General features: G+C 76.8%; 15 protein-coding genes. 9 read left to right on the forward strand and 6 right to left on the reverse strand.

Going from position 1 to position 18,001, the window contains the following annotated elements:
- Nucleotides 1–5,442: ATP-binding protein (locus tag O4J56_RS03830; protein ID WP_270683665.1), on the reverse strand; the 5,442-nt coding region annotated here is incomplete at its 3' end.
- A gap of 1,249 nt (nt 5,443–6,691) precedes the next feature.
- Here O4J56_RS03830 and O4J56_RS03835 point away from each other — a divergent pair.
- Together O4J56_RS03835 and O4J56_RS03840 are read left to right on the forward strand one after the other, a co-directional pair.
- Nucleotides 6,692–7,033 (forward strand): hypothetical protein, encoded by a 342-nt coding sequence (locus O4J56_RS03835; protein WP_270683666.1) that lies wholly within the window; start codon nt 6,692–6,694, stop codon nt 7,031–7,033.
- Nucleotides 7,034–7,198: 165 nt separating this feature from the next.
- Nucleotides 7,199–8,095 (forward strand): CPBP family intramembrane glutamic endopeptidase, encoded by an 897-nt coding sequence (locus O4J56_RS03840; protein WP_270683667.1) that lies wholly within the window; start codon nt 7,199–7,201, stop codon nt 8,093–8,095.
- Here O4J56_RS03840 and O4J56_RS03845 read toward each other — a convergent pair.
- Nucleotides 8,040–9,167, reverse strand: coding sequence for an FAD-dependent oxidoreductase (locus tag O4J56_RS03845; RefSeq protein WP_270683668.1), 1,128 nt, complete (start codon nt 9,165–9,167; stop codon nt 8,040–8,042). The genes O4J56_RS03840 and O4J56_RS03845 overlap by 56 nt on opposite strands.
- Before the next feature lie 53 nt (nt 9,168–9,220).
- Between O4J56_RS03845 and O4J56_RS03850 the strand changes: the two genes are divergently transcribed.
- Nucleotides 9,221–9,913 carry a TetR/AcrR family transcriptional regulator gene (locus tag O4J56_RS03850; protein ID WP_270683669.1) on the forward strand — a complete coding sequence of 231 codons (693 nt, stop codon included), beginning with the start codon at nt 9,221–9,223 and terminating at the stop codon, nt 9,911–9,913.
- A gap of 306 nt (nt 9,914–10,219) precedes the next feature.
- The gene (locus O4J56_RS03855) at nt 10,220–10,666 is read left to right on the forward strand and encodes a hypothetical protein (protein ID WP_270683670.1); all 447 of its coding nucleotides are present in this window, start codon (nt 10,220–10,222) and stop codon (nt 10,664–10,666) included.
- A 123-nt stretch (nt 10,667–10,789) separates the two neighbouring features.
- On the opposite strand, the gene O4J56_RS03860 is transcribed toward O4J56_RS03855, so the two are convergent.
- On the reverse strand, nt 10,790–12,091 hold the full coding sequence (locus O4J56_RS03860) for a hypothetical protein (protein ID WP_270683671.1): 1,302 nt from the start codon (nt 12,089–12,091) through the stop codon (nt 10,790–10,792).
- Nucleotides 12,092–12,405: 314 nt separating this feature from the next.
- Here O4J56_RS03860 and O4J56_RS03865 point away from each other — a divergent pair, with 314 nt between their 5' ends.
- Both O4J56_RS03865 and O4J56_RS03870 read left to right on the forward strand, forming a co-directional pair.
- Nucleotides 12,406–12,891, forward strand: coding sequence for a MarR family winged helix-turn-helix transcriptional regulator (locus O4J56_RS03865; protein ID WP_270683672.1), 486 nt, complete (start codon nt 12,406–12,408; stop codon nt 12,889–12,891).
- Entirely contained in the window at nt 12,888–13,328 is a 441-nt protein-coding gene (locus O4J56_RS03870) for a MarR family winged helix-turn-helix transcriptional regulator (RefSeq protein WP_270683673.1), read from the forward strand. Before O4J56_RS03865 ends, O4J56_RS03870 begins: the two co-directional genes overlap by 4 nt.
- 482 nt (nt 13,329–13,810) lie before the next feature.
- Here O4J56_RS03870 and O4J56_RS03875 read toward each other — a convergent pair whose 3' ends face one another.
- Complete coding sequence (locus O4J56_RS03875) at nt 13,811–14,620, reverse strand: MBL fold metallo-hydrolase (protein WP_270683674.1); 810 nt, start codon at nt 14,618–14,620, stop codon at nt 13,811–13,813.
- 71 nt (nt 14,621–14,691) lie between these two features.
- Here O4J56_RS03875 and O4J56_RS03880 point away from each other — a divergent pair, with 71 nt between their 5' ends.
- On the forward strand, nt 14,692–15,135 hold the full coding sequence (locus tag O4J56_RS03880) for a MerR family transcriptional regulator (RefSeq protein WP_270683675.1): 444 nt from the start codon (nt 14,692–14,694) through the stop codon (nt 15,133–15,135).
- 19 nt (nt 15,136–15,154) lie between these two features.
- On the opposite strand, the gene O4J56_RS03885 is transcribed toward O4J56_RS03880, so the two are convergent.
- A complete protein-coding gene (locus tag O4J56_RS03885) occupies nt 15,155–15,457 on the reverse strand; it encodes a hypothetical protein (RefSeq protein WP_270683676.1) in 303 nt (100 codons plus the stop codon).
- A gap of 133 nt (nt 15,458–15,590) precedes the next feature.
- On the reverse strand, nt 15,591–15,962 hold the full coding sequence (locus O4J56_RS03890) for a DUF6223 family protein (RefSeq protein WP_270683677.1): 372 nt from the start codon (nt 15,960–15,962) through the stop codon (nt 15,591–15,593).
- Between the two features lie 199 nt (nt 15,963–16,161).
- Between O4J56_RS03890 and O4J56_RS03895 the strand changes: the two genes are divergently transcribed.
- Nucleotides 16,162–17,307 carry a sensor histidine kinase gene (locus tag O4J56_RS03895; RefSeq protein WP_270683678.1) on the forward strand — a complete coding sequence of 382 codons (1,146 nt, stop codon included), beginning with the start codon at nt 16,162–16,164 and terminating at the stop codon, nt 17,305–17,307.
- Nucleotides 17,304–17,972: a response regulator gene (locus O4J56_RS03900; RefSeq protein ID WP_270683679.1), complete on the forward strand. Its 669-nt coding sequence runs from the start codon at nt 17,304–17,306 to the stop codon at nt 17,970–17,972. Before O4J56_RS03895 ends, O4J56_RS03900 begins: the two co-directional genes overlap by 4 nt.
- Nucleotides 17,973–18,001 lie beyond the last annotated feature (29 nt).

An 18,001-nucleotide genomic window follows, 5' to 3' on the forward strand; every position in this document is an offset into this window, starting at 1 on the left:
CAGGGCGGCGATGATGCGCGGGCGCATCCGGTCGGCGCTGATCACCTCGTCGACCGAGCCCACCTCTACGGCGCGCTGGATGCTGTGCACCGCGTCGAACTCGGCGGCGACCTCGCCCAGCTTCTCGGCGCGCACGGTCGCCCGCAGCTCCTCCAGCTCGGCGGCCAGGGCGGCGCGCCCGGTGCCCTCGGCGGCGGCCAGGCGCTCCTGCAGGTCCTTGACCCGGTGGTCGGCGGCGGTGCGGGCGTCGACCTCGCCGGAGAAGACGACCGCGGCGGCCGGGGCGCCGCCCAGCACCGAGGCGTGCGAGCCCTCCAGCGCCAGCACGGTCATGTTCGGGTTGAGGGCCTTGGAGAAGACCACGAACGCGCCGCCGTGGTAGCGGGAGATGACGCAGAAGACGATGGGGCCCTGGAAGTTGACGATGGCCCGGCCGATCTCGGCGCCGTATTCCAGCTGGAGCTTGCGCATGGACTCCGGGGAGCCGTCGAAGCCCGACAGGTTGGCCAGCACCACCAGGGGCCGGTTGCCGCTGGCGGCGTTGATGGCGCGGGCGGCCTTCTTGGAGGCCTGGGGGAACAGGGTCCCGGCGGTGTAGGCGTCGGGGCCGTCGGTGGGCGGGAACCCGTGGCGGGTCAGGGACTTGGACTCGATGCCCAGCAGGCACACCGGCACCCCGCCCAGGTGGACGTCCTGCACCACGGCGTTGTGGGCGTCGGCCATGTCGGCCCACCGCTCCAGGACGGGGTGGTCCTGGTCGGACAGGGCGCGCATGACGGTGCGGATGTCGAAGGGCTTCTTGCGGTCGGGGTTGTGCTCGGCGGAGAAGATCTGGCCGACGGTGGTGAAGTCGCTGCCCTCGGCGGTGTGGGGGTAGTCGCGGATGTCGCGGCCTGCGGGGTCGGCGGTGGCGCCGGTGCGGGGCGCGGTCTCGCCGGGGGCGATGTAGGTGTGGTCGTAGTGCGACATCAGCACGCCGTGGGCGGCGGGCAGGTCGGGGGCCCAGTACTGGGCCTGGCCGTTGGGGCCCATGATGCGGTCGTGGCCGCCGATGCCGAAGTTGTCCTCGGCCGAGACGCCGCCGGAGAAGTCCAGGGACTGCTTGCCGGTGAGGACCATGGCCGAGTCGGGGGTCATGACAAGCACGCCCTTGGTGTGCATGAGCATGGTGGCCTCGGCGTTCCAGTAGGGCTGGGCGCCGACGTTGATCCCGGCCACGACGACGTTGATCTCGCCGCCGGCCTGGGTGAAGGTGACGATGCGGCGCAGGGCGGCGGCGACCCAGTCCATGTTCTCGGTTCCGGAGTCCATGGAGATGCGGGCGCCGGCCGACAGGGCGTACCACTCCAGGGGCACGCCCATGTCCTCGGCCAGGTCCAGGGCGGCGATGACGCGGCGGCACTCGGGTTCGGACAGGGCGCCCAGGGACTTGGTGGGGTCGCCCAGCAGGACGACGCGGGTGATGCCCTCGGGGTGCTTGGCGGTGGGGGTGGTGACGGTTCCTGCGACGATGGCGGCGGTGTTGCGGCCCCTGGGGCGGTCCACCGGGGCCAGGCGGCCGGAGCCGTCCAGGTCGTGCTCGGTGAAGTCGCCGAGCATGCCGGTGAGCTCGTAGGGGTAGACGGTGTTGCGGCGGGCGGCGCGCAGCACCTTCTGGCGGTAGGCGTCCTGGGGGCGGACGGGCTCCTGGTCGGGCGGGCCGACGGTGAGCTCGGCGCGGCCGGCGGCGTCGAAGGCGATGCGCACGGCCATCTTGGTCAGGGCGCCGGTGTCGGGGTCGCGCTGGCGGCCGATGAAGCAGATCTCCTCCAGGCCGGCGCCGGCGGTGGTGGGGCGCAGCCGGTCGGCGATCATCTCCATCTCGTCGCGGGTGAGGGTGGAGGGGGGCCACACGTAGATGACGATGCGGTTGTTGGCCAGGCGGCCGCGGGCCGGGCGCTGGGCCTGGGCGCGGCGGATGGAGTCCAGGCAGGCGGCCAGGGTGTCCTCGGCGGTGGGCAGGGCCACCAGGCGGCCGTCGTGTTCGCGCAGCTCGGTCAGGTCGCGGACCTGGGCGAAGGCGACCAGGCGCTCGTCGGAGGCGTCGGTGGTGGCCTGGGCGCGGAAGAGGTAGACCTCTTCGTCGGTGGAGGGCAGGCGGGTCAGGTCGAAGTCGGCGAAGCGTTCGATCTGCATGCGGCTGGCGATGTGGGGGTGCAGGCCGCGGATGAGGCGCTGTTCGGCCATGCGGTGGCCGCGTGCGGGGTCGGGGCGGAAGGTGAAGTGGTGGTGCATGACGGCGCCGCCGCTTCCGGCCACGGTGGTGGTGATGCGCTCGACGGCGGGGGGCAGGTCGGCGCCGGCCAGGACGCCGGCCAGGGCCTGGGCGGTGGCCGAGGTGTCGGCGGGCTGGTCCTCCCAGGCCAGGTAGATGTCGGCGGCCAGGGCCTGGGCGCCTTCGGCGGCGGCGGCCAGGCCCTCCAGGGCCTGGGGGAGGCGGTCGAAGGGGACGGCGGCTGAGGCCAGGCGGGTGCCGTCGCGCTGGGCGAGGGTGAAGTCGCACCCGGCGGCGCGGGTGGTGTGCACGCCGGTCAGGCCCTTGTTGCCGTAGTAGCGGCGGGTGAGGACCTCGAGCATGGCCGAGTTGTCGGTCTTGCCGCGGGCCAGGCGCTGGCCCAGCAGCCGCACCAGGGGTTCGGTGCTGCGGACCATGTGGGCGATGCGGTCGGCGCGGTCGGGGGAGTCGGGGTGGTCGTCCAGGTGGCGCAGGTGGCGGCGGACGTCGGCGTAGACGCGGGCGCGGTTGCGGCGCAGGAGGGGCTGGGCGAACCAGGCGAAGACGACGCCGCGGGCCAGGTCGGCGAGTTGGGGGAAGCGGACCTGGGTGGCGGCGATGAGGCGTTCCAGGGCCAGGCCCACGCCTTCGCGCAGGGTGTGGTCGGGGGCGGGCTCCTCGAGCCAGGCGCGCAGCAGGGCGGCGACGGTGCGGGCGTCGGCGGCGGCGCGCTGCTGGGCCAGGAAGATGCGCAGGACCGCGGCCTCCAGGGCGGGGGTGCGGTCGGTGGTGGTGATGCCGTAGTGGGACAGGGCGCGGGCCAGGCGGGTGCGGAAGGCCTCGGGTAGGCCGGCGCGGTCCAGGTCCAGGCTCTGCAGGTAGGTGTGGAAGTGTTCGCGGGTGCTGTGGACGCGCTCCTCCCCGGTGGCCTCGCCTTCGGCGGGGCGGTTGCGGGAGAGTTCGGCCAGGTCGGCGAAGGCTTCGATGATGCCGAGCTCGTCGGCGACGGGGGCGGCGCCGCCGGCGGCGGCGGCCTTGCGGTCGTCGAGGTAGCGGGCCAGGGCGGCGTCGGGGTCGGCCGGGTCGGGGTCGTAGCCGAGCATGCGGGCGCGCAGGTCGGCCCGGCCGCGGGCCAGGCGCTGGGCCAGGGGGGCGGGGCCGGGCTCGGGCAGGTCGAGGCGGGGGGCCTGCTGGGCGGGGGCCTGGTCGGTGTCGGTGAGGGGTTCCAGGCGCAGCAGGGCGGCGCCGGTCTCGACCTGGGTGCCGATCTGGACCTGGGATTCGGCCAGGCGGGCGTCGAAGGGGGCGGTCAGGACCGTCTCCATCTTCATGGACTCCAGCACCAGGACGGGGGCGCCGGCCTCGACGGTCTGTCCGACCTGCAGGGGGGTGGCCACCACGAGTGCGGGGGCGGGGGAGCGCACGACGCCGCCCTCGTCGCGGCTGACGCGGTGGGCGGTGCCGTCGACCTCGACGAGGTGGACGGGGCCGTGGGTGGCGGTGAGCAGGCGGTGGCGGTGGCCGTTGACGGTGATCTGGCCGGTGTGGGCGTCGTGGCGGTGCAGGTGGACGTCGGCGGTGGCGGTGTGGTCGCCGGAGGTGAGGCGGGCGCGGAACCGGTCGGCGCCGGTGCGGGCGAGCAGGACCTGGTAGGTGGCGCCGCGGAGTTTGAGGGCCAGGGGGCGGCCGGTCTCGTGGCGCACCTGGGGGCGGCCGCCGAAGGCGGTGGCGAGCAGGTGGTCGCGGGCGGCGCCCTCCTCCTCCTCGTAGGCCTCGATGGCGGCGGCGGTCAGGGCGATCGCGGCGTGGGGGGCGCCGGACAGGCGGCCCTGGGCGCGGACGCGGTCGATCCAGCCGGTGTCGGCGGTGGCGCCGGTGACCTCGTCCTGGTCGAGCAGGTCGAGCACGAAGCTCTTGTTGGTGGCGCCGCCGTCGATGACGACGGTGGTCTCGCCCAGGGCGCGGCGCAGGCGGGCCAGGGCCTCGTCGCGGTCGCGGCCGTGGGCGATGATCTTGGCGATCATGGAGTCGAACTCGGCGGGGATGGTGTCGCCTTCGGCGACGCCGGTGTCCACGCGGATGCCGGGGCCGGCGGGCAGGGCCAGGCGGGCGATGCGCCCCGGGCAGGGGGCGAAGTCGCGGTCGGGGTCCTCGGCGTTGAGGCGGGCCTCCACGGCGTGGCCGCGCTCGGGCGGGGCCTGGCCGGTGAGGGGGTGGCCGGCGGCGACCTGCAGCTGGGCGGCGACCAGGTCGATGCCGGTGGTGGACTCGGTGATGGGGTGTTCGACCTGGAGGCGGGTGTTGACCTCGAGGAAGGCGAAGAGGCGTTCGCCGGGGTGGTAGAGGAACTCCACGGTGGCGGCGCCGCGGTAGTCCACGGCCAGGGCCAGGCGTTCGGCGGAGGCCTTGAGGTGGGCGGTCTGCTCGGCGTCGAGCAGGGGGGAGGCCGATTCCTCGATGATCTTCTGGTTGCGGCGCTGGATGGAGCAGTCGCGCACGCCCAGGGCCCAGGCGGTGCCCTGGCCGTCGGCGATGACCTGCACTTCGACGTGGCGGGCGCCGGTGACCAGGCGTTCGAGGAAGACGGTGCCCGATCCGAAGGCGCGGGCGGCCTCGGCGCTGGTGCGGTCGAAGGCCTCGGTGAGCTCGTCGGGGCCGTTGATGACGCGGATGCCGCGTCCGCCGCCGCCGGCGGCGGCCTTGAGCATGAGGGGGTAGCCGATGTCGGAGGCGGCGGCCAGGGCCTGGTCGAGGGTGGCCACGGCGCCGCGGCTCCAGGGGGCGACGGGAACGCCGACCTCCTCGGCCAGGAGTTTGGCGCCGATCTTGTCGCCGAGTTGGCGCATGGCGGCGGCGCTGGGGCCGATGAAGGTGATGCCGAGCTGGTCGCACAGTTCGGCGAAGGCGGGGTCCTCGGCGACGAAGCCCCACCCGACCCAGGCGGCGTCGGCGCCGGTGTCGACCAGGGCGCGCTCGAGGGCCTTGAGGTCGAGGTAGGGGCGCTGGGCGGCGGGGCCGATCTCGTAGGCGGCGTCGGCTTCGCGGACGAAGGCGGCGGTGCGGTCGACGTCGGTGTGCAGGGCGACGGTCTGGACGTGTGTGCCGGTGCGGGCGGACAGGTCGCGTGCGGCGTGGATGAGGCGCATGGCGGCCTCGCCGCGGTTGACGATGGCGATTGTCGTGAACAAGCCGACCGAGCCCTTTCTTCGTGGTGACCAGTGACCGTGTGCGCCGCGGCTGGGGGCCCGCGCCGTGGGGGGCGCAGTGCCCCGGCAGTGTTCCACCTTTCCGTGTGCGGGGCGCCGGTGCCATGTCGTACTCGGCGCAACATTGCGGGCCCGAGTTTGTAGGAATGGGCCAAAGCGATGCTTGAGCGTGGCTGGTGTGCGGCGGCTGGGCCCCTGGTCGCCCAGGGTATGCGGGCGGCGCGGGGGCTCTCGGCGGGCGGGGGTGTGGGGGGCCTCACCGGTGGCGGGGGCGTGTGCGGGCGGCGCGGTGGGCGTCGCGTCCGTTGACGCCCCGGCCGCAGGCCCCTGGGGGCACGGCCGGGGGGATGGTGTCCGTCCTGGCGGTGTCGTCTCTGACCGTCCGGGCCGGACCGTCATCGCGGCCCGGCCTGAGCCCCGCCCTTCGACGAGGCGGTCCGGCCACCCGCCGGGGCCGGTCGCGGCCAGCGGAAATGGCGCCACCCGGCGGGTCCCGTCGGCCGAGGGAGCGGCGGGGTGGCGCTGAACGCCCGGACACGGGCCCGGTGGAGGCCGAGGGGACGGGAATGCGGCCGTGCGGGGTCCGGGAAGGGGCCTCCCCGGCGCGGGCGGTGGTGGCGGTGGTCTCCTGGCGCGCCGGCCACGGCACCGGTTCGCGCGGGGGCCGCTCGTCGGTGGGCGGGGCCCCGGGCGGGCTGCCGGTGTCACCTTGGCGCCCGGGCCGGGTCCCGGGTGCTCCGCAAGCAAGTGGCGGCGGGCCCCGAGGGGGTCTTCGGCGTCCCCGCCGGACCACCCCTCGAATAACGTTAGTTCATTACGTTATCTAGTTACGTAATACATGATCCGCAAACAAAAAGGAGGCCCGGGCGGCCGGGAATCCTGCCCCCCGATAAGTGGGCGTTACCGGGGGTCAAGCCTGCGGGGCGCCCCGAACCGTCACCGGCGCCGCCCGGCCCGCCCAAACGAAACCCCGCCCCGCAGGGGAGGGGAGGGGGTGCCCGCCTCCCGGCGCGCGTGCGGCGCCCCGGCGCAAGCCGGAGGGCGGACCGGACGGGGCAGCGCCGCAAGCCGCCGACCCGGTCGATCCGCTCACCGCCCCTGTCCCAGGGCCCCGCGCGGCGGGCAGGAACGGGCGACGCGCCCTGGGCCCAGCGCCCGGACAGGGCCGGCGGCACGGTCGGGCCGCCGGCGGCCCGACCCCCGGGGCCCGGGGCCGTGTGAGACTGGGGCGATGGACGCCGCGCTGCCCGTCACCGCCACGGTCGCCATCCCCGAAGGCGAGCTCGAGTGGACGCTGCCCCCGGACCCGGGCACCGGCAGGGCCGACCCCGCCCTGGGCGGCTTCACCACGAGCCTGCGCCTGGACACCGCCGCCTGCACGGTGCTCGACCCCGGCCAGCGCCGCCGGATCACCGACAGGGTCCCCGCCTTCCACCGCGACGGGTGCGCCGTGGTCACCAACACCGAGGGGGCGGTGACCGTGAAGGTCGACTGGGGCCCCGCCCCCTGCGAAGCCGTGCACATGGCGCGCGAGCGACTGGCCTCGGTCCTTGCCCGGGCCCTGGAGCCCTAGGCGTCCGCCCTTCCCGGGGCCGCGCGGCCCGTCACGGGCGCCCGCACCACCCCCGGACGGGTGCGGGCGCCCGTGACGGGCCCTTGCGCCTGCGCGAGGCTGTCCCCTGCGCCGCCCGCAGGCGCCGCAGCAGGCGGCGCCTGCGGGCGGCGCGGGAAGGAAGGCATGGCCCCCGGTTCTGTGAGCACCGCCCCCGACCGCGCCCTCCTGCGCCGCAGGCTCGGGCAGTTCGCCCTGGCCTGCGTGCTCATCACATGGCCGCCCTGGGCCGCGCTGGCCGCGGCCGGGGCCGACGTGGACCGGGGCCCGGCCGTTGCGGTGTTCACGCTGGCCGCCTGCGGCCCCACACTGGCGGCCCTGGCGATGCGGCTGCGCCACGGCAGGGAGCGGGCCCGCCGGCGCGTGCGCCCGTCCCTGGCCTGGCCGCTCCTGTCACTGCTTCTGGGCGCGGCACCGGCGCTGCTCGTGTCGGCCCTGCTGAACTGGGACGGCCTGGAGGAGCTGCCGCGCCATGCGGCCGCGGTGGCGGCGGGCGCCGGAGGCCCCGCCGGCGTGCTGGCCTACACCCTCCTTGCGGGCCCGCTCGCCGAGGAGTTCGGCTGGCGCGGCTATGTCCAGCCGCGCCTGCGCACGGCCCTGGGCAGGGCCGCCACCGCCGCGCTGCTGGGCGCTGCGTGGGCGGTGTGGCACGTGCCGCTGTTCTTCCTGGAGGGCACCGAGCAGAGCCGGACCGGCCTGGTGACGCTGCAGGGCGCCCTGTTCTTCGCCACCTTCCTCCCGCTCAGCTACATCATCCTCTTCGTCTGCGAACACCTGGAGGGGGGAGTGTGGGCGGCCGTGCTCGTCCACGCGGCCTGGAACGCCTCCAGCGCCCTGCTGCCCGAGCTCGGCGACGCGGGCCACCTGCTGCGCTCGGGCGCCGTGCTCGCGCTGGCCGCCGCCGTGGCGGCGTACTGGCGGGGCAGGCCGGACGGGCCCCAGGGGCGCGGGCGCACGCCGGCGGGCATCAGTGCGGGTGGACCCCGTCGAACAGGGCCAGGGCCTGGGAGGGGTCCGGGCTGACCAGGCGCCGCAGGCCCTCGGCGGTGAACCCGGCCCATCCGGCGGCGCGCTCCCACATGCGCTCCTCGAAGCCGCGCACCGCCGCGTCCAGGCCGACGGGCCCGTCGGCGGCGGCGGCGATGGCTTCGGCGAGTTCGGCGCCCTCCAGCAGGGCCAGGTTCGCGCCCGCCCCCAGCGGGGGCATCAGGTGGGCGGCGTCGCCCAGCAGCGTCACCCCGGGCACGTGCGCCCAGGTGTGGGCGACGGGCAGGGCGTGCAGGGGGCGGCGGACGAAGGATGTGCCGCGGCGCACCAGCTCCAGGAGGGGGTCGGCCCACCCCTCGAACAGGGACAGCAGGCGCTCGCGCTCGGCCGCCGGGTCGGTGCCCTGGGCGCCGGGGTGCCCGGGCCCGGGTGCGCGGAACTGGGCGTAGACCTTGACGCGGCCGCCGCTGTTGCGCTGGGCGACCAGGGAGCGGCCGGGGCCGTAGACGGCCAGGGCGCCCTGGCCGATGAGGCGGGCCGGGCCGGGGTGGCGGCGGTCGACGTCCTCCAGGCAGGTCTCGACCAGGGTGACGCCGGTGTAGTGCGGCCGGGCCGGTGACAGCGCCGGGCGCACGCGGGACCAGGCGCCGTCCGCCCCGGCCACCAGGTCGAACTCCTCCCGGCGGCCGTCGGCGAAGTGGACCCGGGCGCCGTGCGGGTGCCGGGGGACGACCCGGCTCACCGCGCATCCCCACCGCACCTCCAGGGGGCCCAGCAGCAGGTCGCGCAGGTCGCCCCGGTCGATCTCGGGGTTGGCGTCCTCTTCTGGGCCGGGCCGCCAGTCGCGCAGGATGCGCCCGTCGGTGTCCAGGATGCGCATGGCCTGGCCCTCGGGGCGGGCCAGCGCGCGGAAGCCCTCGGTCAGGCCCGCCTTCTCCAGGGCGAGCAGGCCCAGTCCCCGGTGCAGGTCCAGGGTGCCGCCCGGCGGGCGGGCGCGGGGGTGGGGGTCGCGCTCCAGGACGGTGGCCGTGCGGCCGTGGCGGTGCAGGACGCGGGCCAGGGCCAGGCCCGCGGGCCCGGCGCCGACCACGGCGATACGGAGGCTCATGGCGATACACTGTATTTTCTCGATACGCTGTATCGCAACTGTACGGTGGTGCCATGACCGTGTGGGACCGGCCCGAGCCGCCGAAGGGCCCCGCGCCGCTGGACCGGGCGCGCATCGCCGGGGCCGCCGTCGACCTGGCCGACGAGGGCGGGCTGGAGGCGGTGTCGCTGCGCAAGGTCGCCGCCCGCCTGGGCGCGGGGCCGATGCGGCTCTACGGGTTCATCTCCGCCAAGGAGGACCTGTTCGACCTGATGGTGGACCGGGTCCACGCCGAGGTCCTGCCCGACGCCCCGCCCGGCCACTGGCGCGAGGCGCTGGGCGGCATGGCCCGCCGCACCCGGCGCGCCGCCCTGCGCCACGAGTGGCTGGCCGACCTGCTCGGCGGGCGCCCGGCGCCGGGGCCCAACGCCCTGGCGGCGGGCGAGGCGCCGCTGGCCGCGCTGGAGGGCCTGGCCGACACCGACACCGCCTGGCGGGCGGTGGAGACCGTCAACGCCTACACCATCGGCGCGGTCAGGCGCGAGGTGGCCGAGCTGCGGGCCGAGCGCGCCACGGGCCTGTCCAAGGGCCGGTGGCAGCGCGAACACGGCCCGTACCTGGTGCGGATGCTGGAGACGGGCCGGTTCCCGGCCCTGGCCAGGGCCGTGCACGAGGGGGCGCACACCGGCGCCGAGGAGTCCTTCGAGGAGGGCCTGGAGTGGGTCCTGGACGCCGTGGCGGCCCGCCTCGCCCCGCAGCCGGAGTGAGGCCCGGCCGCCCCGTGCGCATGGGCCCCTCCCCGCCGTGAAGGCGATGTAGGGGGTGAGGGACAGGCCCCGCCCTTGGGGCTCCGCCCTGCTCAGCCCTCTGGAGCGATCCCGCCCCCGAGCTGCACTTGGGGTGCTTGCGGCCCCGGGGCGGCGAGCGCGGCCGGGCCGGTGCGCCGAGGGCGGTGGCGGGGCTCGTGTGTTCGCGGCGGTCCCTGCGCTGTGCCAGGATCTCCGTGGCCGGGTCCGGCCGCCCGAGGCCCGCAGCGGGTCGGCGAACGGCGGCCGAGGCGGAGGGAGGGGGATATGGCGACCGTCACCGGTGAAGCGGCCCTGCTGCTGGACGCGCTGGGGCGCCGGCAGGGCGACAGCCGCATCCTCGAGGCCATCGCCCTGGTCGGCCCCGGGATGGAGGTCGAGGAGTTCGGCTTCGGCGGCGTGAGGTCCACCTACCTCGTCTTCAGACCGTCCGGCACGGACCTGCTCTTCGAAGACGGTGTCCTGGTGTCGGCCATGGTGCGGACACGGCCCGACGGCCAGGACCCCGGCTATGGCCGGTACCCGCGGCCCGCGGCGCTGATCGACGGGCTCTCGCCCACCGCCACCCGCTCCGGGGTCGCCGCGCTCCTCGGCACGCCGGAGCGCGCCGGGGCCGCCTTCGACCGGTACCCGGCCAACGGCCGTCACCTGCACTTCGAATTCGACCCGGGCGGCAGGATCGGCAGAGTGACCGCACTGCTCGAACCGGTCTGATCCGCATCCGCGACCGGCCCGCCGACGCGGCTCCGGCCGTCGTTCGGCCCCCTGGAGGTGCCCGCGGCCGCGACCCGGCGACGATCAGGGCGACCCGCCCCGGCCCGGCCGCACGCGGGGCGTTCAGGCGCCCATCTCCCCCCTGAAGACGATGTACAGCGCCTCGCTCGGCCCGACCACCAGGAGCCGGCGGGCGTCGTCGTCGTAGGGGTCGACCGCGCCTTCGGCGGTCCGCCAGAAGGACCCGTCGCCATCGGCGTCGGCCCACACGGCCATCCGGCGCTCCGGCCCCCCGATCCGCTCCAGCGGCCGGGTGAGGAGCTCGTCCAGCAGGATCCCGGCCAGCCCGCCTCCGCCGCTCTGCTCCCGGCACACACGGCGGAGCTCCTCGACCTCCGCCAGGAGGGCGGCGGTGTCCAAGGGCCGCATCTCATCGCCCAGCCCCCAGTCCCCGGCCGCCGGGTCGGCCGGGTCGCCGAGGACGAGGCAGCGCGCCCCCGGGCGGTCGCCGTCGAAGTGCTCGTCCAGATCCTGCGGATCGGGCGCCAGGTGGGCGTGGCGCCCTCCCCAGCCGCCGGCGCCGTAGTCGTAGTAGATGTCGATGCAGTCGTCCTCGTACTGCCCGTGCCACGCGGTGGTCTCCCACCAGGCGCGCACGGCGGACAGGTCGCGGTGGCGGCCCGGGCCGATGCCGTGGGGCCGCCACCCCACCGAGAACGCGGCGCGCCCCTCGCACTCCAGCAGGGCCGCGAGGACGGTTCCCGCGCATACGGCCCGCAGCCCGTCCTCGGCGCGCCCGTGCTCCCCGGGGGCGAGCCGGACCGGGTCCGAGCACCCCGCGAAGGTGCAGGCCGGATCGAACGGCTCGCCACCCTCCGGGCGGGGGACGACGCCGATGCGGATGAACGTGGTGGCCAGAAAGCCCGGCTGCCAGGACAGCACCACGTGGGTCTCGTCCTCCACGACCGCGCCGGTGGCCGGGTCCGCCACCGTCACCAGTGCCGCCTGCCGCCCGCCCCGGGTGATCGTTTCGCGCAGGTCGGCGGCGAGCAGCGCGGCCCGCCGTGACGGCGCGCCGCCACGGTCCAGCAGGGCCTGTTCGACGACCGAGGCCGCCTCCGCCACCGGGACGGGGCGGCACGCGCGCGGCTCGCGCCGCATGCGGCCCTGGGGGCCGGTGCCCTGGAACAGCCCGCTGCCCGCCAGCGCGTCGGGCGTCGGCTCGGCGCCCTGACCTCCCGTGCGCAGCTCGGTGACCACGGCGGGGGCGCCGGGGGCGTCCTCGCGGAGCCACCGGTCCAGCAGGTGGGCGCGGGCCGCGACGTCCACGTCCTCGTCCCACTCCCGGTCCAGGAGCCCTCCGGGTGCCTGAGCGCAGTGATCGTCGTGTCCGAGGAACTCCCCGACGGAATAGGCGTCTCTCACGCGTGCCTCCACATCCTGCGGCCGGTCCGCGGGGATTGTGCCGCACCCCTGCGACGATCCGCCGCCGACCGTCCGGCGGCTGCGGCTCGCGGACGCCCGGGGACGCGCCCCGGCCGTGGTCGGCCGCTGGGCCCCCTGGCACCGGCGGGGCGGCCGGTTCCCCGCACGGGCGTGCGGGGCGCGGTGTGCCGGCGGCCTGGCAGATGTGCTCTGAGCAGGGTTCCGGAGGCCTTCGCGGACCATCCGGCGCCGGGCGGGGGTGCCGCCCCGGAAAAATAGTAGCCATGTACATAGTCGCCATGTACTCTATCTGTATGAGCGAGGGTTCCCCGGGCCCCACCCCCGGCTTCCTGGTGTGGCGGCTCGCCAACAAGTGGCGCGTCGCGGTCGACCGCGCGCTGGCTCCGCTGGGCCTGACCCACGCCCAGTACTCGCTCCTCGCGTCGCTGTACGGCATGCAGCGCACAGGCGAGAGGCCCAGCCAGCGCCGGCTCGCCGACCACACCGGCATGGAGGCGCTGTACGTGTCGAAGCTGGCGCGCGCCCTGGAGTCGGCCGGCCTGATCGAGCGCACCCGCGACTCCCGCGACACGCGCGCCGTGCGGCTCGCCCTCACCGGGCAGGGCCAGTCCGTCGCGCGCAAGGCGGTCGCGGTGGTCCAGGAACTGCTCCAGCAGCTGCTGGAGCCGCTGGGCGGCCTGGACGCCCAGCGGACGCGCGCCTTCACCGACGAGCTGACGGCCCTGCTCGACGCCCCGCTCGCACCGAACGACGACAGCACTGAGGGGAGAACACCGTGAGCACCACGGCACCCGTCGCCGACGCCAGGCTCCTCGCCCTGGCCTACCATGCCGCCCGCAGCCTCCTGGACCACGTCCTGGACCGGCACGGCGTCACATACCAGCAGCAGATGACCCTGGGCGCCATCGCCGCCGACACCCCGCAGGCGCAGGGCGACCTCGTCGCCCGGATCCAGGGCTCCCTGAAGGCCGATCCGTCCGACGTCCGCACCACCATCGACGAGCTGCAGGCCAAGCGGCTGCTCGTCGCGGACGGCGCGCACCTTCGCCCCACGGACGCGGGGCGTGAGCTGCTCGCCGCCGTCGGCGCGGAGGTCGCCCCCCTCTCCACCCGCGTCTGGGAGGGGATACCCGCCGAGGACCTGGCCGCCGCCGGGCGCGTCCTGGCCCGTGTCACCGAGCGCGCCGAGGGCGAGCTCGCGGCGCTGACCGCCTGACCCGGGGCCCGGTACACCGCCGCAGTGGTACGGGCGTACCGGGAGGCGGACACCGGCCGCCGACCGGCGGGCCCATGGGACGGTCGGGCCGGGGCAGCGGCCGGTGTCCGCCGAACGCACAGGGCCCTCTCATCCGCGGCTCCGGCCCTCGACCGCTTCGGCGCCGGGCGTGCGGCGGGCCCGGGGCTGAGCGCGGCCGGCAGGTGCCGCTCGCCGGTGCCCGATTCGCCGCGCAGGCCGCCGGTGCGGGAAGGCCGCGGCGCCTATGTCCGCGTCGGGGCCGAAGTCCTTCGGTGGCCTCGTCGGCAGGAACCGCGCCGCCGTGATCCCAGTGTCCGGGGCGGCGGCAGCCGGTGGCGGGCCGCGGCCCTCTCCGCTGGGAGCAGGGCGCCGGCCGGCGGGCGCCCGTGGCGCACCGGGGCGATGCCCGTGCGACGGTGTCCCGGTCGGCCGCGCCCCCGGCGCCCGCCGCCTGCGGACGGCTATCCGGCGGTGAAGCGCCGCAGCGTCCACGGGTCGTGGGCGCACACCACCTCCACCCGGTCGCCGTGGTCGCGCACCAGGCCCCGGAGCGCCTCCCGCGTGGCCGTCCGGACCTTCTCGTCGACCTGCGCCCCCTCCTGCACCATGTCCAGCACCGGGTGGCCGTGGGGGTCCTCCTCCGCCAGCTCGCGGTGGTAGAAGAACGCGTCGCCCGCGTGCAGCAGCCACCCCCGCCCGTCGCGCACCGCGACCCCGGCGTGGCCCAGGGAGTGCCCGCCCAAGGGGATCAGCAGGATGTCGGCCTCCACGCCGCGCAGCTCGCGCGCGCCGGGCAGGCCGAACCAGTCCTGGCCCCCGTCGGAGGGGTAGGCGGACCAGCGCGGGCCGTGCGCCCGGTGGGCGGGGCGGTAGCGGGGGCCGGCGGCCTCGGAGCGGGCGGTGCGCAGCTCCTCCTCCAGCACGTGCACGGTGGCGCCGGGGAAGTCGGGCAGCCCTCCGGCGTGGTCGACGTCCAGGTGGGTGAGCACGATGTGGCGCACGTCGGCCGGGTCGTGCCCGAGCGCGCGCACCTGGTGCACGGCGGTCTCCTCCGGGTCGAGGACGGGGCCGACGGCCTGCACCCAGCCGGGGTCGAGGCTGGCCCCGGGGCGGCGGACGTCGTCGAGGCCCAGGCCGGCCTCCACCAGGACGAGCCCGTCCGCGGCCGTTTCCACCAGCAGGGTGTGGCAGACGGCGCGGGCGGCGGGCAGGCCGGGGTCGGCGGGTTCGAGCAGGGCCATGGAGCCGGTGTTCATGTGGTGGATCCGCATGCGCCTACACTGCGACTTGAAGCGCGCTTCAAGTCAACCGCGCGGCCGGGCGCGAGGGAGGGGCCGAGGGCATGGGGACGCAGGCGCCGGAGGCGGGGCTGTTGGACATCGGCGAGGTGGCGCGGCGGACGGGGCTGGCGCCCTCGGCGCTGCGCTACTACGAGAAGGAGGGGCTGATCGCCCCGGCGGCGCGCAACGGGCTGCGCCGGGCCTACGACCCCGGGGTCCTGCACCGGCTGGGGGTGCTCACCTGCGCGCGCAGCGCGGGTTTCACCATCGCGGAGGTGCGCGCGTTCCTGTCGGGCACGCCGGACGACGCTGAGCTGCGCGGCCGCCTGGCGGCCAAGGCGCGCGAGGTGGACGAGGCGATCGGGCGGCTGGTGCGGCTGCGCGACAGCCTGGCGCACGCCGCGGGGTGCGACCACGACCCGCTGGTGGAGTGCCCGGAGTTCAAGCGCGCCGTGGGCCGGGTGGCCGACCCGGACAGGGACGCGTGCGGCCCGGGAGGGGCCTGAGGCCGACGGGCGGCGGCGGTCAGGGGGCCTGCGGCGGCTCCAGGCCGGGGAGCCCGGTCGGCGCCGGGGCCTCGTCTCCGCCGGGGGTATGGCCGTTGCGCTCGTCAAGGCCGAGGAACAGGAGCGCGGCGCCGAGCCCGATGGACACGCAGCCGGTGGCGACCACGAGGACCACGGCGCCGCCGCTGGGCTCCGCCCCCTCCGGGTCCTTGACCCAGTAGCGGGCGCTGTACCTGGCCCACGCCCGGGGCCGGGCGAGGTACCAGGCGCCCATGAGCACTGCGAGCGGGCCTATCGCAAGGAACAGCGCGCTCTCGTCCATTCGGGCTCCTCGTTGCGGCGCGGCGCAGGGCGGGCGGCCTTCGGGCCGCGGGGCCTCACGGGTGGGATGCGCCGCGTTCGGGCGCGGTTCCCCCGCAAGGCGCCGCGGGGCTCCGCCCCGGGTGCGGCGTGCCTCAGCCGGGGCGGGGCGCGCGGCGGGCCCGGGCCCAGGCCGCCGCGCCGAGCACGGTGGCCGCTGCCCCCACCGCGATGGACACCCACCCTCCGGCCAGGCCGCTCCCGGTGCCCAGGCCGCCGTCCGCGGAGGCCACCACCACCGCCCCGGTGAGGGTGCCCAGCGGCCCGAGCACCAGGGCCGCCACCGCCAGGGACCGTCCGGGCCCGCCCGGGCGCAGCACCGCCCGCACGGCGCACGCCGCGCCCGCCAGGCCCGCCAGCGCGCCGGCCACCGAGCCCAGCCGCCCCGGGGTCATGCCCGCCGCCGGGTCGGCGGCCCAGGGCTGTAGGAGCGCGGCCGCCTCGGCCGCCACCACTGATAGGGACATCTGCCGTCCTCCTCGCCTCGTTCGCTGTCCGGTGTGGTCCGAGCATGCGCCGCGGGGACGGGCCGTGTCGTCGTGCGGGCGCAGGCAAGGTGCGCTGCCGCGGGGGCCGCAGCCGGGCCCGCCCTACCGCGCCCGCGGTAGCCGCGGATCGGCCCCGGGCAGGAGCCGCGGCCGGGGCGCACCGGTCTAGGGTCGGGGCATGAGCGCAGGCCGACCGGGTGCCGCCCGGGCAGCTGTGGACGGGGCCATCGCCGTGGGCATGGCGGCGGCCCTGGTGGCCGCGGCCCTTGCCGAGCAGCGCCCGCAGGGAGGGGCCGGCCTGTTGGCGGTGGGGCTGGCGGCCGCCTCGGGCCTGGTCCTGGCCGGGCGCAGGCGGGCCCCGGCCCCGGTGCTGGCGGCCACCGCCGCCCTGGCGGCGGGCTACCAGGCCGCGGGGCTGGACCTGCCCGCGGCGGCGTTCCTGGTGGCGCTGTACACCGCCGTGCGGGCCGGGCGCCGAGCCGCCGCGGCCGCCTGGGCGCTGGGCCTGCTGGTCGCGCTGCCGCTGGCCGCGGTGGCGGCGGGCGCGCCGGCCGCGGGCCAGGCGCTGGCCCAGGCGCGCGGCGCCTTGGAGGTGGCCTGGCTGGTGGCCGCCGCGGCGGCCGGGGAGGCGCTGCGGCAGGCCGAGGCGCGGGCCGAGCAGGCCGAGCGCACCCGGGAGGAGGCCGCGCGGCGCCGCGCCGACGAGGAGCGGCTGCACATCGCCCGCGAGCTGCACGACTCGTTGACGCACCAGATCTCGGTGATCAAGCTGCAGGCCGAGGTGGCCCTCCACCTGGCGGGCAGGCGCGGGGAGCCGGTGCCCGAGCCGGTGCTGGCCATCGCCCAGGCGGGGCGGGAGGCCAACCGGGAGCTGCGGGCGACCCTGGAGGCGCTGCGCGGGGGCGCGGGCGCCCGCCCGCGGGGGCTGGCGGACCTGCCCGAGCTGGTGCGGGGGGCCCGCGCGGGAGGGCTGGAGGCCGAGCTGGAGGTGGAGGCGCCGGCCGAGGGGGCGGGTCTTCCCGCGGCGGTGGAGGGGGCGGTCTACCGCATCGTGCAGGAGGCGCTGACCAACACCGTCAGGCACGCCGGGGCCCAGCGGGTCCGGGTGGCGGTGGAGCGCGGCGAGCGGGCTGTGCGGGTGCGGGTGGAGGACGACGGCAGGGCGGTGCCGGGCGGCGGGGCCGTCCCGGGTGTGGGGCTGGCGGGGATGCGCGAGCGGGTGGAGGCGCTGGGCGGGCGCCTGGACGCCGGTCCGGGGCCCCGGGGCGGGTTCGGTGTCCGGGCCGAGCTGCCGGTGGAGCCGCTGGAGGAGGGGCGGCCGTGATCCGGGTCCTGCTGGTGGACGATCAGCCGCTGTTGCGCAGCGGGTTCGGCGCGCTGCTGGAGGCCGAGGGGGACATCGAGGTCGTGGCCGAGGCCGACGACGGGCTGCGGGGCGTGGAGCTGGCGCGGCGCCACCTGCCCGACGTCGCCCTGGTGGACATCCGCATGCCGGGCCTGGACGGGATCGAGGCGACCCGCCGCATGGCCGCCGACCCGGCCCTGGCCGGGGTGCACGTGGTGATCCTGACCAACTACGGCTTCGACGAGTATGTGCTGGAGGCGCTGCGGGCCGGTGCGGCGGGGTTCCTGGTCAAGGACGTGATGCCCGACGACTTCCTGCACGCGGTGCGGGTGGGCGCCAGGGGGGATGCGCTGCTGGCGCCGGAGATCACCCGCAGGCTGATCGAGCGGTTCGTGTCGTGGCCGCCGCCTGCGGGGGCGGGTTCGGGTGCGGGGCTGGAGCGGCTGACCGGGCGCGAGCGCGAGGCGGTGGCGCTGGTGGCGCGGGGGCTGTCCAACGACCAGGTGGCCGGGCGGATGGTGATCAGTCCGCTGACCGCCAAGACCCACATCAACCGGGCCATGGCCAAGCTGGGCGTGCGCGACCGGGCCCAGCTGGTGGTGGTGGCCTATGAGTCGGGGCTGGTGGCGCCCGGGGAGCGGTGAGGCGGGCCCGGGGGCGCCGATGATTCGGG

The sequence above is a fragment of the Nocardiopsis endophytica genome, assembly GCF_027706725.1.
In the GTDB taxonomy this organism is placed as follows: domain Bacteria; phylum Actinomycetota; class Actinomycetes; order Streptosporangiales; family Streptosporangiaceae; genus Nocardiopsis_A; species Nocardiopsis_A endophytica.

Bases quoted from the DNA above. Each gene is read 5' to 3' on its own strand.
- O4J56_RS03890 (WP_270683677.1), bottom strand. From the start codon at position 15,962: ATGTCCCTATCAGTGGTGGCGGCCGAGGCGGCCGCGCTCCTACAGCCC.
- O4J56_RS03895 (WP_270683678.1), top strand. From the start codon at position 16,162: ATGAGCGCAGGCCGACCGGGTGCCGCCCGGGCAGCTGTGGACGGGGCC.
- O4J56_RS03845 (WP_270683668.1), bottom strand. From the start codon at position 9,167: ATGAGCCTCCGTATCGCCGTGGTCGGCGCCGGGCCCGCGGGCCTGGCC.
- O4J56_RS03840 (WP_270683667.1), top strand. From the start codon at position 7,199: ATGGCCCCCGGTTCTGTGAGCACCGCCCCCGACCGCGCCCTCCTGCGC.
- O4J56_RS03880 (WP_270683675.1), top strand. From the start codon at position 14,692: ATGGGGACGCAGGCGCCGGAGGCGGGGCTGTTGGACATCGGCGAGGTG.
- O4J56_RS03850 (WP_270683669.1), top strand. From the start codon at position 9,221: ATGACCGTGTGGGACCGGCCCGAGCCGCCGAAGGGCCCCGCGCCGCTG.
- O4J56_RS03835 (WP_270683666.1), top strand. From the start codon at position 6,692: ATGGACGCCGCGCTGCCCGTCACCGCCACGGTCGCCATCCCCGAAGGC.
- O4J56_RS03865 (WP_270683672.1), top strand. From the start codon at position 12,406: ATGAGCGAGGGTTCCCCGGGCCCCACCCCCGGCTTCCTGGTGTGGCGG.
- O4J56_RS03885 (WP_270683676.1), bottom strand. From the start codon at position 15,457: ATGGACGAGAGCGCGCTGTTCCTTGCGATAGGCCCGCTCGCAGTGCTC.
- O4J56_RS03875 (WP_270683674.1), bottom strand. From the start codon at position 14,620: ATGCGGATCCACCACATGAACACCGGCTCCATGGCCCTGCTCGAACCC.
- O4J56_RS03855 (WP_270683670.1), top strand. From the start codon at position 10,220: ATGGCGACCGTCACCGGTGAAGCGGCCCTGCTGCTGGACGCGCTGGGG.